The organism is Streptomyces sp. NPDC001070 (assembly GCF_053598835.1).
Genome location: NZ_JBSFLB010000058.1, coordinates 1 through 14869 on the forward strand (window position 1 = coordinate 1; position 14869 = coordinate 14869).

Genomic DNA, 14869 nt, shown 5'->3' on the forward strand with positions numbered 1-14869 from the left:
GGCCCGCCTCCGCTCCGCTGCGGAGGCGGGCCGTCGCGCGTTCGCGCACCGTTCTCACACCGGCTCGATGAAGCCCTGCTCCACCAGCAGCCGGATCGCCTCCGGCGTACGGTCCCGGAGCACGACCGGGTCCTCGCCCAGCAACTGTGCGATGGCGTCCAGGATGCGACCGGCCGTCAGGGTCCCGTCGCAGACGCCCGCGAAGCCCGCGCCGACGGTGTCGACCCGGGTCGCCCGTCGCATGCCGCGGTTGGCCCGCAGCACGACGTGCTCCGGGTCCTCGGCGCCGGGCAGGCCGACCTGCTCCTGCACCACCTCGTCCGCCAGCTTGAAGCGCTCGTTCAGCAGCGCCGCGTCGTCGTGGGCGCGCAGGAAGTCCTGGCGGCCGAACCACGCCGCGATGTGCGGGCCGAGCGGCTGCTCGACCGGGTGCGGCCACTCCTCGGCGGTGACGGCGGGGCGGTCGGAGCCGCTCTTGCGCACCGTGATCCAGCCGAATCCGACGGCCTTGGTCTTGCGCTGTTCGAAGGCGTCCAGCCACGCGTCGTAGCGGGCGGCGTACGCCTCGGGCCCGGCCAGGTGGTCGCCGCCGTCGCGCAGCCACAGCTCCGCGTACTGGGTGACGTCCTGCACCTCGCGCTGCACGATCCAGGCGTCGCAGCCGCCGGGCACCCAGGCGGAGACCCGGTCCCGCCAGTCCTCGCCCTCGGTGTGCTCCCAGTTGGCGAGCAGCTGGAGGTGGCCGCCCTCGGTGAGGTGGTCGGCGGCCTGCCGCACGATGGAGCGGCACAGGTCGTCGCCGGCCATGCCGCCGTCGCGGTAGGTGAAGCGGCTGCCCGGGGAGATGACGAAGGGCGGGTTGGACACGATCAGGTCGTAGCGCTCGTCGCCGACGGGCTCGAAGAGACTGCCCTGCCGCACGTCCGGCTCGGGGGCGCCCGAGAGGGCGAGGGTGAGCCGCGTGAAGTGCAGGGCGCGGGCGTTGAGATCGGTCGCGGTGACCCGGGTGGCGTGGCGGGAGGCGTGCAGCGCCTGGATGCCGGAGCCGGTGCCGAGGTCCAGCGCGCGGGCCACGGGCGTGCGGACGGTGATCCCGGCGAGGGTGGTCGACGCGCCGCCGACCCCGAGCACCAGGTCCGCGCGGTCCACGCCGGGCGTGGTGCGGATGCCGTTGGCGCCGCCCACGGCGCAGCCGAGGTCGGAGACGATGTACCAGTCCTCGCCGCCGTCGCCGCCGTAGGGGCGGACGTCCACCGTGGCGCGCAGTTCGTCGCCGTCCCGGACGAGCCAGCCGTCCTCGACGGCCGCGTCCAGGGGCAGCACATCGCGCAGCCGGCCGTACGGGACCGCCTGCTGCAGCAGGAAGAGCCGCACCAGGCTCTCCAGCGGGCCGCCGCCGCGGGTGGCCCGCAGCGCGGGCACGGTCTCGGCCCGAGAGAGCGCGGCGTAGGCGGTCGCCCCGAGCAGGTCGAGGCAGCCGTCGGCCGTGAAGGCCGCGGCGCGCAGCGCGTCGCGGAGGCGGTCGGCGCGGTCGGGGGCGGGCAGGGACTGCGGAGGCGGCTGCGTACTCACGCAGCCATTGTCACCCCCGGCGGGGCCGCCGGAGGGCCCCCACCCGCTCGCGCGCGGTCAGGACTTCGCGGGCGACGCGCCGGACTCCTGGCAGCCGGGCTGCTTCGCCATGGCCTGACCGACGTCGCCCTGGCGCAGCGTGTCGAGCGCCTGCTCGCCGCTCTTGCTCACCTTGGACAGGTTGTCGGAGACGCTCTTGAGGCCGTCGGCGAACTTCGCCTGGTCCGAGACGGGCAGCGCGTCGACCTGCTTGCGCAGGTTGGCGTACGCGGTGGACAGCGAGTTGAGGTCGTTGACCGCGTCCTGCTTGAGCTTGGCCCCGTTGTCGACCGGCGGGTCGCCGGCCTTCCCGACGATCCCGGCGAGCGCCTTGTAGGCGTCGGAGATCTGCCCGAACGCCGTGGAGTCGGCGCTCCGGACGTCCTGCGGCTTGGCGTCGCTCGGGGTGTTGCTGATGTGGGTGTTCGCGTCGTTGATCTTCTTGACCTGGGCGGAAGCCTGGTCGCAGACCGTCTTCGCCCAGGCGTCGAGTTCTTCGTTACCGCCGTCGCCGCATCCCGACAGCGACCCCATCGCGAGGATCACAACCGTGGCGGACAGCGCAGCCGCGAGTTTGTTCTTCACGGCCCCGGAACCTACACGTCTCCCGTCCGGGGGCCACATCGCTTCCACTCGATACGCCCACTATTGCCCCTTATGAACCAAGAACAGGGTGATGCATCTGACGTGCACGCGGGCGGCGGGCGTCACCCCGGAGGATGACGCCCGCCGCCGAATCAAGTTGAGCTCACGCTACGTCAGACCGTGGCCGTCGCATTCGGGTCGGCTGATCGCTTCGTGCTCTCGGTGTCGCCGTGGCCGGTGTCGGCCCCGTCGTCGTCCCCGACCGCGATGCCGCGGCGCTTGGAGATGTAGACGGCGACGATGACGACCACGAGCGCCACGACCGCGACACCGATCCGTACGCCGAGGTTGGCGTCGTCACCGTAGGAGAACTTGACCACGGCGGGGGCGACCAGCAGTGCCACCAGGTTCATGACCTTCAGCAGCGGGTTGATGGCCGGGCCCGCGGTGTCCTTGAACGGGTCGCCGACGGTGTCGCCGATGACGGTCGCGGCGTGGGCCTCACTGCCCTTGCCGCCGTAGTGGCCGTCCTCGACGAGCTTCTTGGCGTTGTCCCAGGCACCACCGGAGTTGGCGAGGAAGACCGCCATGAGCGTGCCCGCGCCGATGGCCCCGGCGAGGTAGGAGCCCAGCGAGCCGACGCCGAGCGCGAAGCCGACCGCGATCGGGGCGAGCACGGCGAGCAGACCGGGGGTGGCCAGCTCGCGCAGCGCGTCCTTGGTGCAGATGTCGACGACGCGCCCGTACTCGGGCTTCTCCGTGTAGTCCATGATCCCGGGGTGCTCGCGGAACTGCCGGCGCACCTCGAAGACCACCGAACCGGCCGACCGGGACACGGCGTTGATGGCCAGTCCGGAGAAGAGGAAGACCACGGCCGCGCCGAGCAGCAGCCCGACCAGGTTGTTGGGCTGGGAGATGTCCAGGTCCAGCCACCTGAGGTCGGAGGCGGAGATGTTCGCCTCGCGGACCGCGGTGTCGACGGCCTCCTTGAAGGAGCCGAACAGTGCGGTCGCCGCGAGCACGGCGGTCGCGATGGCGATGCCCTTGGTGATCGCCTTGGTGGTGTTGCCGACCGCGTCGAGGTCGGTGAGCACCTGGGCGCCCTCGCCGTGGACGTCGCCGGACATCTCGGCGATGCCCTGGGCGTTGTCGGAGACAGGGCCGAAGGTGTCCATGGCGACGATCACGCCGACGGTGGTGAGCAGACCGGTGCCGGCCAGCGCCACCGCGAACAGGGCGAGCCAGATCGAGGCACCGCCGAGCAGGAAGGCGCCGTACACCGAGAGCCCGATGAGGACGGCGGAGTACACCGCGGACTCCAGGCCGACCGAGATGCCCGCCAGGACGACGGTGGCCGGGCCGGTCAGCGAGGTCTTGCCGATGTCCCGGACGGGACGCCGGGTGGTCTCGGTGAAGTAGCCGGTGAGCTGCTGGATGAGCGCCGCGAGCACGATGCCGATGGCGACCGCGACCAGCGCGAGGATGCGCGGGTCACCGCCGTGCGAGGCGATGTCGCCCGGCACGTTCGCCAGCTCCGCGTACGTCGAGGGCAGGTACGCGAACGCCGCCACGGCCACCATCGCGAGCGAGATCACCGCGGAGATGAAGAAGCCGCGGTTGATGGCGGTCATGCCGCTGCGGTCGTTGCGGCGCGGGGCCACCGCGAAGATGCCGATCATGGCGGTCAGCACGCCGATGGCCGGGATCAGCAGCGGGAAGGCGAGCCCCGAGTCGCCGAAGGCGACCTTGCCGAGGATGAGCGCGGCCACCAGGGTGACGGCGTACGACTCGAACAGGTCGGCCGCCATGCCCGCGCAGTCGCCGACGTTGTCGCCGACGTTGTCCGCGATGGTGGCGGCGTTGCGCGGGTCGTCCTCGGGGATGCCCTGTTCCACCTTGCCGACGAGGTCGGCGCCGACGTCCGCGGCCTTGGTGAAGATGCCGCCGCCGACACGCATGAACATGGCGAGCAGCGCGGCGCCGAAGCCGAAGCCCTCCAGCACCTTCGGGGCGTCGGCCTTGTAGACCAGCACGACGGCGGAGGCACCCAGGAGGCCCAGGCCGACGGTGAACATGCCGACCACACCGCCGGTGCGGAAGGCGATCTTCATCGCACGGTGCGAGACGGTCGTCAGGTCGGCCGCGGGCTCACCCTTCGCCGGGGTCGCGGCTCGTGCGGCTGCGGCCACGCGCACGTTGCTGCGCACTGCCAGCCACATGCCGATGTAGCCGGTGACCGCCGAGAAGCCGGCGCCCACCAGGAAGAACACGCTTCGGCCGATGCGCTGCGACGTGTTGTCCGCGGGCAGCAGCATGAGCAGGAAGAACGCGACGACCGCGAAAACTCCCAGAGTGCGGAACTGCCGTGCGAGGTAGGCGTTTGCGCCTTCCTGCACGGCAGCCGCGATCTTCTTCATGCTGTCGGTGCCCTCATCGGCACTGAGCACTTGACGTACCAGCACCACGGCGAGCACCAGGGCGGCCAGCGCCACCACCGCGATGACGAGTACGAGATTGCGGTTGCCGTCGGTCAGTACGGGTGATGCGGCCAGGGGTTGAGCGATGTCCTGCAGGTGAGGGGTGAGTGGCCCCGCCATTCGTCCTCCTTGACGTTTGGCACGTGGGCGCGCGGCTCCGGCGACTTCGCCGCCGCGACGCTCAGGCTTGTGAGCTGAGCAAAGATGGACGGATTGTAGGGAGCCGAACTAGATCAAAACAGGGCGCAGGAAACGAAATTCGCCGAGGCCGGGGATATAGCAAAGGAGATCGCCCGCAGATATCACCGGAAAAGGTGAACAGTCACCGCGTAAGTGGATCAACCACCGGGTGAATCCGCGCACGCCAAGCTGACCTGCGGCGGAAGCTCGCAGGCAGCTCGGCAGGAGCGCGTGAAGGGGGCGGGGCGGCTAGGAGAGCGCGGCCGGGTTCAGCGGCCAGCTCATCCGGATGACATCGCCGTACTCTCCCGAGAGGACCTCGACGTCGTCGACGAGGCCGCTGATGACGGCAAGGCCCATCTGGCCCTCGTCCTCGGCATCGGAGGACTCGGACGAGGACGAGCCGTCGGGAAGCGGCTCGGGGTGTTCTGCGGGGCTGTCGCCGCGCGCCGAGGGCACACTGGCGGCGTCGGCGGGACGCTCGTCCGCCTCGGGGGACTTCTCGCCGACCTCGATGGAGAACTTCTTCTCCTCCTCGGTCAGCACCACCCGCACCGGCCGGTCCGCACCGCTGCTGCGGTACAGTCCGACGGCCCGGCTGCACGCCTCACCGACGGCGAGCCGGACCTCGTCGAGGACGGCCTCGTCCACCCCTGCCCTGCGGGCCACCGCAGCCGCCACCAGTCGTGCGGTGCGGACGTGCTCCGGCAGTGCGCTGAAGAGCAGTTCAACGGTGGGCATGGCCTCCCCCTCGTGCCTGTGGGCGGGCAACACTGGGGCCCGGGCGTCGGCGTCGCCCGGAGCCCCGCGGTCCGGCGCCGATCGTCAATCGGTCGCCGCGACGGCCTCGTCGACCGAGGTGTGGATGGGAAACACCTTGGTCAGGCCGGTGATACGGAAAATCTTGAGAATGCGCTCCTGGTTGCACACCAGGCGCAGCGAGCCTTCATGCGCGCGAACCCGCTTGAGCCCGCCGACCAGCACGCCCAGCCCCGTCGAGTCCAGGAAGTCCACGCCTTCCATGTCCACGACCAGGTGGTAGCTACCGTCGTTCACGAGTTCCACCAGCTGCTCGCGCAGCTTGGGTGCGGTGTACACATCAATCTCGCCGCCGACCTCGACGACCGTACGGTCGCCGACGGTTCGAGTCGACAGGGACAGGTCCACGGATCCTCCAGCACCTTGCATCGAGCGGTCGCCCCCCATGGATCGGCAGCCGCGATGGCATTCAATCACTTACCAGCGGGCATGCACGACGCCTTACGGCGATTGTCCGTCATGCCAGTGACACACTGAGTGCCGATGGCTCAGGATCATCTTCCGCAGTCGGCGCACGGCCGTACCTCCCCCGTCGCCCTTCTGGAGCGGCTTGCCACGGGGGCGGGCAGGGCCGCGCGCATCACCCATACGGAGCACTTGCCCCCGCGGGCGGGTCGCCATGCCGATTGGCCTGATCAGATCCGCGAGGAGGTGATCGACGCGGTCCGCGCGTCCGGCATCGAGCGGCCGTGGGAACACCAGGCCCGGGTGGCCGCGCACGCCCTCGCCGGCACCTCCGCGGTGGTCGCCACCGGGACCGCCTCCGGCAAGTCCCTGGCGTACCTCGTGCCGGTTCTCAGCGCCCTTCTGGACGGCTCCGAGGCACCCAACGGCCGGGGCGCCACCGCGCTGTACCTGGCGCCCACGAAGGCCCTGGCGGCCGACCAGCGGCGCGCCGTGGCCGAGCTCGCCGCCCCGCTGGGCAAGGCGGTCCGCCCGGCCGTCTACGACGGCGACACGCCGTTCGAGGAGCGCGAGTGGGTGCGCCAGTACGCGACCTACGTGCTCACCAACCCCGACATGCTCCATCTGGGGATCCTCCCGGGCCACTCCCGCTGGTCCTCCTTCCTCCGGCGGCTGCGCTACGTCGTGATCGACGAGTGCCACACCTACCGGGGCGTATTCGGCTCGCACGTCGCCCAGGTCATACGCAGGCTGCGGCGTGTCTGCGCCCGCTACGGGGCGGATCCCGTCTTCCTGCTCGCCTCCGCGACCGCCGCCGACCCCGGCGCCACCGCCACCCGGCTGACCGGCGTTCCCGTCGCCGAGGTCACCGAGGACGCCTCCCCGCGCGGCGAGGTCGCCTTCGCCCTGTGGGAGCCGCCGCTCACCGAGCTGAGCGGCGAGCACGGCGCGCCGGTGCGGCGCACGGCCACCGCCGAGGCCGCCGACCTGCTCACCGACCTGGTGCTCGACGGCACCCGCACGGTGGCCTTCGTGCGGTCCCGGCGGGCCGCCGAGCTGATCTCCGTGATCGCCCAGGAGCGCCTGGCGGAGATCGACCGCCGGCTGACCAGGCGGGTCGCGGCCTACCGTGGCGGCTACCTCCCCCAGGAGCGCCGGTCCATCGAGCGGGACCTGCACACCGGGCGGCTCCTCGGACTTGCCTCCACAACGGCCCTGGAGCTGGGTGTGGACGTCTCCGGGCTCGACGCCGTGCTCCTGGCCGGGTACCCGGGTACCAGGGCCTCCCTGTGGCAGCAGGCGGGCCGTGCCGGGCGGTCGGGCCAGGGGGCGCTGGCGGTGCTGATCGCCCGCGACGACCCGCTGGACACATATCTCGTCCACCACCCTGACGCCCTCTTCCGCCGTCCGGTGGAGTCGACCGTGCTGGACCCGGACAACCCGTACGTCCTCGCCCCGCACCTGTGCGCCGCCGCGGCCGAGCTGCCGCTGGGCGAGTCGGACCTGGAGCTCTTCGGGCCCGAGACCGCACTGCTCCTTCCCCAGCTGGAGCGCCGCGGGCTGCTGCGGCGCCGCACCGGCGGCTGGTACTGGACCCGCCGGGAGCGGGCCGCCGACCTCACCGACATCCGCGGCGAGGGCGGCAAGCCCGTCCAGGTGGTCGAGGCCGGCACCGGGCGCCTGCTCGGCACCGTCGACGCGGGCGCGGCGCACACCACCGTCCACGAGGGCGCGGTCCATCTCCACCAGGGCCGCACCTATCTCGTCCGGCACCTGGACCTGGAGGACTCCGTCGCGCTGGTGGAACCGGCCGACCCGCCGTACTCGACGATGGCCCGCGACACCACGGCGATCTCCGTGCTCGACGAGGACCTGGTGGAGGAGTGGGGCGAGGCCCGCCTCCACTTCGGCTCCGTCGAGGTCACCCATCAGGTCGTCTCCTTCCTCCGCCGCCGGCTGATCACCAACGAGGTGATGGGCGAGACCAAGCTGGACCTGCCGCCCCGCACCCTGCGCACCCGCGCCGTGTGGTGGACGGTCACCGACGATCAGCTCGACGCTGCGCGTATCCACCCCGAGGAGCTGCCCGGCGCCCTCCACGCCGCCGAGCACGCCTCCATCGGCCTCCTCCCGCTCTTCGCCACCTGCGACCGCTGGGACATCGGCGGGGTCTCCGTCCCGCTGCACCAGGACACCGGGCTGCCGACCGTCTTCGTGTACGACGGCCATCCCGGCGGCGCGGGCTTCGCGGAGCGGGCCTTCCGCACCGCCCGCACCTGGCTCACGGCCACCCGCGAGGCGATCGCCTCCTGCGAGTGCGAGTTCGGCTGCCCCTCGTGTGTGCAGTCGCCCAAGTGCGGCAACGGCAACGACCCGCTGGACAAGCAGGCGGCGGTGCGTCTGCTCGACGTGCTCCTCGCGACGGAGGGCCCTTCGGAGCCCGGCCCCGCCGCACCCGCACCCGCCCCGGATCCGGAGTCCTGAGGCCCGGCCCGGGAACGGACCCGGGCGGGGCCGACCGCGGCCGTGACATCGGCGATCTCGCCGCTGACCGCACAGCGCACCAGCCGGGCGTGCTGGGCGGCGGCCACGCGTCCGGCCACGGCGCAGGCCACCGCGCCGCCCCGCAGGGCATGGTCGGCAGCGGCGAGCGCCGCGAGGTCCGCGGCGGCCCCGGCGCGGTGCCGGGCCGCGACGGCGGCGCCGAACGTCAGCACCGCGCAGGCGGCCAGCGCCAGCACCGCTCCCAGCAGGGCGGTCCAGACGGTCGCGGAGCCCCGATCGCCCCGGCGCCCGCTCACGGCCCCTCCCCGCCCCGGCCCTCCACGGAGGCCACCGCCTCACCGTGGAGGGTGAGGGACAAGGAGCGGGCCTCCACCGTGACCCTGACCAGGTCGCCGCTCTGGTGGACGGAAACAGCGGCCCTGTCGGGAGCGGCCGTACGGGCCGCATCGAGCACGGCGCCCGCCGGTTCCTCCCGGGCCGCCGCGCGGGCTCCGGCCCGCGCGGCGTCGACACAGCGGATCTGCGCGGCCGCCGCGGCCAGCCCCCACAGCAGCAGCGCGGTGAGGAACACCAGCGACGGAATCACCACCGCCGCCTCGGCCGTCACGTAGCCGGAGTCGCCCCGGCGCTCAGAACGCCACATCGAGGGCTCGCTTGATCAGCCCGGTGAGCGCGGAGCTGACCGCGCCCGAGGTGACCACCTTGTAGAGCACGGCCGCGAAACCGCAGGCCGCCAGCGTGCCCACGGCGTACTCGGCCGTGGTCATCCCCCGCTCGCAGGTGCGGCACCGGCGCATCAGCTTCCTCAGAAAACACATGACTCCCCCTCAGATCGTCGTGCCGGCGAGGATCGCCCCCGCCAGTCCCATCACCACCGGCGCGACCCCCACGAGGAGGAAGGCCGGCAGGAAGCACAGCCCCAGCGGGGCAGTGATCAGCACTCCGGCGCGCCGGGCGCGAGCCGCCCCGGAGCGGGCGTGCTCAGCGCGGCAGGCGGCCGCGAGCCGCGCGATCTCCTCGACCGGCGGCACTCCCGTGGTCGTGGCGCGCTCCATACAGCGCGCGAGCTCACGGCTGCCGAGCCCGTCCAGCCGGCCCCAGCACTCCCCGGGGTCGCCGCCAAGGCGGAGCTCGGCCGCGGCGCGGATGAGCGCCTCCCCGAGCGGCCCTCCGAGGGAGGGGCCGACCGCTTCGGCGGCCTCGCGCGGACCCGCTCCGGCCGCGACGCAGGCGGCCATCAGATCGGCGGCCAGCGGCAGCTGGCGCGCGGCCCGAGCCGACTCCTCCTGCCCGGCGGGCCGGGGCCGTTGCTGCCAGCGGCGTATCGCGTAGGCGGCGCCGAGCCCGGCCGCGCAGCCGGGGACACCCCCGACGAGGGCCATCGTCCCCAGGGCGACCCCCGCCACCGGCGCCCACTGGCGCACGGCCGGCGTACCGGGCCACCTCCGGCCGCGCGGGGCCGGGAGTGTCATGCCCATCAGCAGCCGCAGCCTGCGTCGCGCGGCGCGCTCGCCCCGGACGGCGGCCAGCGCGGCCGCCACGCAGAGGGCGGCGGCCGCCACCGCCACGACAATCCCCAGCCTGTGGACGACGACGCCGGTCATGACCCGCCCTCCGCCGTCCGCACGATGCGCGCGGTCCATGCGAGCCCGGCCCACTCCAGGAGCCCCCCGGCGGCCAGACAGCCCAGCCCCGCGGGCGTGCGCAGCAAGGTGCCCAGGGGATCGGCGCCCAGCCCGGTGCCCAGCACGAGCCCGAAGGCGGGCAGCAGGGCCAGCAGCGCCACCGTGGAGCGGGGTGCCGCCAACTGGGCCCTCACGTCCTCCCGCTGATCGCGTTCGGCGCGCAGGGCGGCCGCGATACGGTCCAGGCCGTCGGCGAGGCCCGCGCCGCCGTCCACAGCCACCTGCCAGCACGCGGCGACCCCGGCCAGTCCCCCGGCGCCCTCCAGCCGGGCGGCCGCGCGCAGTGCCGCGGGCACGTCACCGCCGAAACGGGCGGCGGCCAGCAGCGGCAGCGCGGCATCCGCCAGGCCCGGACGCTCCGGCCAGCCCTCCCGGCCCAGCGCACCGGCCAGCGCGGCGGGCGGCGCCAGCCCGGCCCTCAGGTCACCGGCGACCGCCGCGCACAGCGCGCCCACAGCGGCAGCCCGGCCCTCCGACTCCGCGCGCCGCTCCCGCCTGCGCGACCACCGCCCGGCGAGCGGTACCGCGGCCGCGCCCACGAGGGCCGGCAGCACCGATCCGGCGGCGAGGCCCACCAGCAACCCGCCCGGCATGAGCAGCACTTCGCGGCCCAGCCGCCACCCGAAGCGCGCCCGGAACGGCTCCAGCAGCCCGTTCACGCGGGACTCGAGCCCTCGCGGCGCCCGCACTCCGGTCGGCGCCCCGGTGGCCTCCGGGCGGCCGGAGAGGAGCGTCCGGGCCCTGCGCAGGACCTCGTCCCGCGTGCACAGCACCCAGGCGGACACACCCGCGCCCAAGACGGCGAGAAGCATCACGGTGCTCATGACCGCCCCCGCTCGCACAGCGCGGCCAACCGGGGCCATCCGGGGCCGCGTTCACCGCCGCTCAGCGCCGGCACCGTGCCGACGATGCCGTCCGGCCCGCGCTCCAGCACATGGATCTCGGCTACCCGGCGGCGGCCGGAGCGGTCCCGCACCAGATGCACCACGACCGACAGGGCGGCCGCCAGCTGGCTGTGCAGCGCGGCCCGGTCGAGGCCCGCCACGGCGCCCAGCGCCTCCAGCCGGGCGGGCACATCCCCGGCGGCGTTGGCGTGGACCGTGCCGCAGCCGCCTTCGTGACCGGTGTTCAAGGCGCCCAGCAGATCGAGTACTTCGGGCCCGCGCACCTCGCCGACCACCAGGCGGTCCGGTCGCATGCGCAACGCCTGCCGCACCAGGTCCCGCAGGGTTACCAGCCCGGCGCCCTCCTGATTGGCGGGCCGGGTCTCCAGCCGTACGACATGCGGATGCCGCGGCCGCAGCTCGGCGGAGTCCTCGGCGAGGACGATGCGCTCGCCCGGGGGGACCAGGCCCAGCAGGCAGCTGAGCAATGTCGTCTTGCCGGAACCCGTGCCGCCGGAGACCAGATACGACAGGCGGGCGTCCTGCACCGCCCGCAGCAGGCCGGCCGTGCCACGATCCATGCTGCCCGCCGCCACGAGTTCGTCCAGGGTGAAGGCCCGGGTGCGGACGACCCGCAGGGACAGGCACGGGGCTCCGACCACCACCGGAGGCAGCACCGCGTGCAGCCGGGTGCCGTCCGGCAGGCGCGCGTCCACCCAGGGGCGGGCGTCGTCCAGCCGCCGCCCGGCCGCGGAGGCGAGCCGCTGGGCGAGCCTGCGCACGGCGACGGCGTCGGTGAACCGCACCTCGGTGCGTTCCAGCCCGGCGCCGCGGTCGACCCACACCTCTTCCGGCCCGTTCACCAGGACATCGGTCACCTCCGGTTCGGCGAGCAGCCCCTCCAGCGGCCCGGCGCCCACCATCTCCGAACGCAGGGCCGCCACCACGTCGAGAACCTCGGTGTCCCCCAGCAGCCGGCCCTGCGCCCGCAGCGCCGCGGCCACGCCGGCCGGGGTGGGCTCGTCGCCCGAGGCGGCCAGCCTCAGCCGCACGGCGTCGAGCAGGCCGGGGGGCATGACGTCGGCGCTCATGCGGCCACACTCCCGCCACCGGCCAGCGCTGCCGTGAGGAATGCCGAGCAGAACCCGGCCAGTGGGCCACGGCCGCTGCCGCCCGGGGCCTCGCCGCCGTCCAGGGCGGCGGGCAGTCCCGGCTCCGGCGGCAGTTCACCGGCGAGCGGAAGCCCGACCAGCTCGGCCACCGCCTCCTCGGTGAGGCCCGAGCCGAAGGGACCGCGGGCGACGACTCGCAGATCCCGCAGCACCATGCCCACCCGGGAGGCGACCCGGCCGGCGGCCGCGACCGCGCGCAGTTCGGCGGGGACGACCAGCAGGCCCACGTCGATCTGGGCGAGTGCCTCGGCCACCGCCTCGTCCACCCGGCGCGGCAGGTCGACGACCACGACCCCGCCCCGCCGCCGGGCGGCGCCCATCACCGACCGCATGGCCCGTGGCGGGATGAGCACCGAGTCGCCGCGGTCCCAGCTGAGCACGCTGAGGGCATGGGTGCGGGGCAGCGACTCCTCCAGGGCGCCGCTGTTGACCCGGCCCCGGGACTCGGCGAGGTCGGGCCAGCGCAACCCGCCCACCCGTTCGGCCCCGAGCAGCACATCCAGGCCCCCGCCGAGCGGATCGGCGTCGACGAGCATCGTGCGGCGGCCGGACCGCGCGGCCGTGACGGCCAGCGCGCAGGCCAGGGTGCTCGCCCCCGCCCCGCCGCGGCCGCCGACGACGCCGATCGTCAGGGCCGGGTCGCCGGCGCCCTCCGCCGCGTCGGCGATCCGGTCGACCAGCCAGGTCTCCGCGTCGGGCAGGAAGGCGACGTGATCGGCGCCGACGTCCACGGCGCGGCGCCACACATCGGGATCGTCCAGGTCCCGGCCGACGAGGAGCACACCGCGGCGCCGCGCCGTACCCGACACCCGCCGCGTGTCGTCGGCGCCGACCAGCACCAGCGGCGCGCACTCCCAACTGCCCGGCGCCGGCGGGACGCCGAAGGCGACCTCCGGCTCCGCGCCCGCCGCGGCGCACAGCCGCAGCAGGTCGTCCAGGAGTGCCCCGTCCTCGGTGACGATGAGCGGCCCACCGCCCGGATCGTCCTTTCCGCGCGGCCGCCCGGACCCGCGTCCGTCACCCGTTCCTTTTGTTCCGCCGTTGAATGATTCGGCCACCTTCACGTCCCCCTCGCTCGTTACGGCCCGCCCCATCGGTATCGGGCGCATGCACCGGGCACCTCTCCGGTGCGGCATTTGTGGCCAGAGTCTCGCGAGTCACCAAAACTTGTTGATCTTGGTCGTAATCCGTGGATAACCAGGTTGTTGTGGATATCTCCGCCACCCGTGCGAGTGGCCCTCACCGAACAGCGCAACGATTACACTTCGTCACACGCTGTAGTCGAATGAAGAAAAAGATCAGCCCCCCGCGGAAGATGCGGGGGGCTGATCAGGATGCCGGGCCTATCCGGGCCAGTGGCCTGAATATGCCCCCGGACATGCGACGACCCCCGCCGGGGGGGAGAGCGGGGGTCGTCCCCACGGTCCGACTCGGGGGGGGAGGAGCCAGACCGGGTTAGCACGGTCGCGAACGATCCGTGACTTCCATGGTGTACCCGAAGGCCTTCTCAGGCAAACCCACGCGCAGGAGCTTACGCCGAATGGTGGGTCCCTATGCTCATCCTCGTGGAAAACCACCTCTCGCCGCGGACCGCCGCGTTCTTCGATCTCGACAAGACGGTGATCGCCAAGTCGAGCACCTTGGCGTTCAGCAGGCCGTTCTATCAAGGCGGCCTCATCAACCGGCGCGCCGTGCTGCGGACCGCGTACGCCCAGTTCGTCTATCTGCTCGGCGGGGCCGACCACGACCAGATGGAGGGGATGCGAAAGTACCTCTCCGACATGTGCCGCGGCTGGAATGTTCAGCAGGTGCGGGAGATCGTGGCCGAGACCCTCCACGACCTCATCGACCCGATCATCTACGACGAGGCCGCCTCCCTCATCGAGGAGCACCACCTCGCCGGCCGCGACGTCGTCATCGTCAGCGCCTCGGGCGCCGAGGTCGTGGAGCCCATCGGCGAGATGCTCGGCGCGGACCACGTCATCGCCACCCGGATGGCGGTGGAGGACGGCCGCTACACCGGCCGGATCGAGCACTACGTCTACGGCACGGCCAAGGCGCGGGCCATCACCGAGCTCGCCGGGACCGAGGGGTACGACCTCAAGCGATCCTTCGCCTACAGCGACTCGGTGACCGACATCCCGATGCTGGAGTCGGTCGGCCACCCCTACGCGGTCAACCCCGACCGCGGGCTGCGCCGGGAGGCGGCGTCCCGCGAATGGCCGGTGCTCACCTTCAACCGCCCGGTCCGGCTGCACCAGCGCGTGCCCGCGCTGACGATGCCCTCGGGGCCGGTGCTGGCGCTGGCGGCGGTCGGCGCGGCCGCCGCGACGGCTGGGCTCGTCTGGTACGCCGCCCGGCGGCGCAGGCCCGCCCTGTCCTGATGCGCACCGTTGCACGCCCTTCGGGAAGATTCTGCTGATCAGAGCCTGTGAACCCCGGTAGGCCCCGTATGCAAAGAAGTGTGGCGAGGGGTTCCGGTTCTCCCGAAGGTGCAGTAGAAAGGTTGTACGGCCCGCGAGACCACGGACTTCCGCGAGGAACCC

General features: G+C 73.2%; 13 protein-coding genes and 1 pseudogene. 2 read left to right on the forward strand and 12 right to left on the reverse strand.

Annotated features, from left to right (window positions below):
* Positions 1-54: 54 nt before the first annotated feature.
* From ACWDAS_RS39550 to bldG, 5 genes are all read right to left on the reverse strand, one after another.
* Positions 55-1572: a DUF7059 domain-containing protein gene (locus tag ACWDAS_RS39550; RefSeq protein WP_450400612.1), complete on the reverse strand. Its 1518-nt coding sequence runs from the start codon at positions 1570-1572 to the stop codon at positions 55-57.
* A 57-nt stretch (positions 1573-1629) separates the two neighbouring features.
* On the reverse strand, positions 1630-2196 hold the full coding sequence (locus tag ACWDAS_RS39555; protein WP_450400613.1) for a small secreted protein: 567 nt from the start codon (positions 2194-2196) through the stop codon (positions 1630-1632).
* 173 nt (positions 2197-2369) lie between these two features.
* Complete coding sequence (locus ACWDAS_RS39560; protein ID WP_450400614.1) at positions 2370-4793, reverse strand: sodium-translocating pyrophosphatase; 2424 nt, start codon at positions 4791-4793, stop codon at positions 2370-2372.
* Between the two features lie 309 nt (positions 4794-5102).
* Complete coding sequence (locus tag ACWDAS_RS39565; RefSeq protein ID WP_450400616.1) at positions 5103-5594, reverse strand: ATP-binding protein; 492 nt, start codon at positions 5592-5594, stop codon at positions 5103-5105.
* An 84-nt stretch (positions 5595-5678) separates the two neighbouring features.
* A complete protein-coding gene (gene bldG / locus ACWDAS_RS39570; RefSeq protein WP_018562186.1) occupies positions 5679-6020 on the reverse strand; it encodes an anti-sigma factor antagonist BldG in 342 nt (113 codons plus the stop codon).
* Positions 6021-6155: 135 nt separating this feature from the next.
* Here bldG and ACWDAS_RS39575 point away from each other — a divergent pair, with 135 nt between their 5' ends.
* Positions 6156-8561: a DEAD/DEAH box helicase gene (locus ACWDAS_RS39575; protein WP_450400618.1), complete on the forward strand. Its 2406-nt coding sequence runs from the start codon at positions 6156-6158 to the stop codon at positions 8559-8561.
* A 35-nt stretch (positions 8562-8596) separates the two neighbouring features.
* Here the strand turns inward: ACWDAS_RS39575 and ACWDAS_RS39580 are convergent.
* From ACWDAS_RS39580 to ssd, 7 genes and pseudogenes are all read right to left on the reverse strand, one after another.
* Positions 8597-8878 (reverse strand): annotated as a pseudogene (locus tag ACWDAS_RS39580) (Rv3654c family TadE-like protein); the annotation flags it as partial.
* Complete coding sequence (locus tag ACWDAS_RS39585; protein ID WP_450400619.1) at positions 8875-9225, reverse strand: TadE family type IV pilus minor pilin; 351 nt, start codon at positions 9223-9225, stop codon at positions 8875-8877. The pseudogene ACWDAS_RS39580 and the gene ACWDAS_RS39585, both read right to left, overlap by 4 nt.
* Positions 9212-9400, reverse strand: a complete 189-nt coding sequence (locus ACWDAS_RS39590) for a DUF4244 domain-containing protein (protein WP_450400621.1) — start codon at positions 9398-9400, stop codon at positions 9212-9214. The genes ACWDAS_RS39585 and ACWDAS_RS39590 overlap by 14 nt, the downstream gene beginning before the upstream one ends.
* A gap of 9 nt (positions 9401-9409) precedes the next feature.
* A complete protein-coding gene (locus ACWDAS_RS39595) occupies positions 9410-10186 on the reverse strand; it encodes a type II secretion system F family protein (protein ID WP_450400623.1) in 777 nt (258 codons plus the stop codon).
* Positions 10183-11091, reverse strand: a complete 909-nt coding sequence (locus ACWDAS_RS39600) for a type II secretion system F family protein (protein WP_450400624.1) — start codon at positions 11089-11091, stop codon at positions 10183-10185. Before ACWDAS_RS39600 ends, ACWDAS_RS39595 begins: the two co-directional genes overlap by 4 nt.
* On the reverse strand, positions 11088-12242 hold the full coding sequence (locus ACWDAS_RS39605; RefSeq protein WP_450400626.1) for a TadA family conjugal transfer-associated ATPase: 1155 nt from the start codon (positions 12240-12242) through the stop codon (positions 11088-11090). The genes ACWDAS_RS39600 and ACWDAS_RS39605 overlap by 4 nt, the downstream gene beginning before the upstream one ends.
* Positions 12239-13432 carry a septum site-determining protein Ssd gene (gene ssd / locus ACWDAS_RS39610; protein ID WP_450400627.1) on the reverse strand — a complete coding sequence of 398 codons (1194 nt, stop codon included), beginning with the start codon at positions 13430-13432 and terminating at the stop codon, positions 12239-12241. Before ssd ends, ACWDAS_RS39605 begins: the two co-directional genes overlap by 4 nt.
* Before the next feature lie 444 nt (positions 13433-13876).
* Here ssd and ACWDAS_RS39615 point away from each other — a divergent pair, with 444 nt between their 5' ends.
* Entirely contained in the window at positions 13877-14707 is an 831-nt protein-coding gene (locus tag ACWDAS_RS39615) for an HAD family hydrolase (RefSeq protein ID WP_450400628.1), read from the forward strand.
* Positions 14708-14869: the final 162 nt, after the last annotated feature.

Bases quoted from the DNA above. Each gene is read 5' to 3' on its own strand.
- ACWDAS_RS39560 (WP_450400614.1), bottom strand. From the start codon at position 4,793: ATGGCGGGGCCACTCACCCCTCACCTGCAGGACATCGCTCAACCCCTG.
- ACWDAS_RS39605 (WP_450400626.1), bottom strand. From the start codon at position 12,242: ATGAGCGCCGACGTCATGCCCCCCGGCCTGCTCGACGCCGTGCGGCTG.
- ACWDAS_RS39600 (WP_450400624.1), bottom strand. From the start codon at position 11,091: ATGAGCACCGTGATGCTTCTCGCCGTCTTGGGCGCGGGTGTGTCCGCC.
- ACWDAS_RS39595 (WP_450400623.1), bottom strand. From the start codon at position 10,186: ATGACCGGCGTCGTCGTCCACAGGCTGGGGATTGTCGTGGCGGTGGCG.
- ACWDAS_RS39615 (WP_450400628.1), top strand. From the start codon at position 13,877: ATGCTCATCCTCGTGGAAAACCACCTCTCGCCGCGGACCGCCGCGTTC.
- ACWDAS_RS39590 (WP_450400621.1), bottom strand. From the start codon at position 9,400: ATGTGTTTTCTGAGGAAGCTGATGCGCCGGTGCCGCACCTGCGAGCGG.
- ACWDAS_RS39565 (WP_450400616.1), bottom strand. From the start codon at position 5,594: ATGCCCACCGTTGAACTGCTCTTCAGCGCACTGCCGGAGCACGTCCGC.
- ACWDAS_RS39585 (WP_450400619.1), bottom strand. From the start codon at position 9,225: ATGTGGCGTTCTGAGCGCCGGGGCGACTCCGGCTACGTGACGGCCGAG.
- ssd (WP_450400627.1), bottom strand. From the start codon at position 13,432: ATGCGCCCGATACCGATGGGGCGGGCCGTAACGAGCGAGGGGGACGTG.
- ACWDAS_RS39575 (WP_450400618.1), top strand. From the start codon at position 6,156: ATGGCTCAGGATCATCTTCCGCAGTCGGCGCACGGCCGTACCTCCCCC.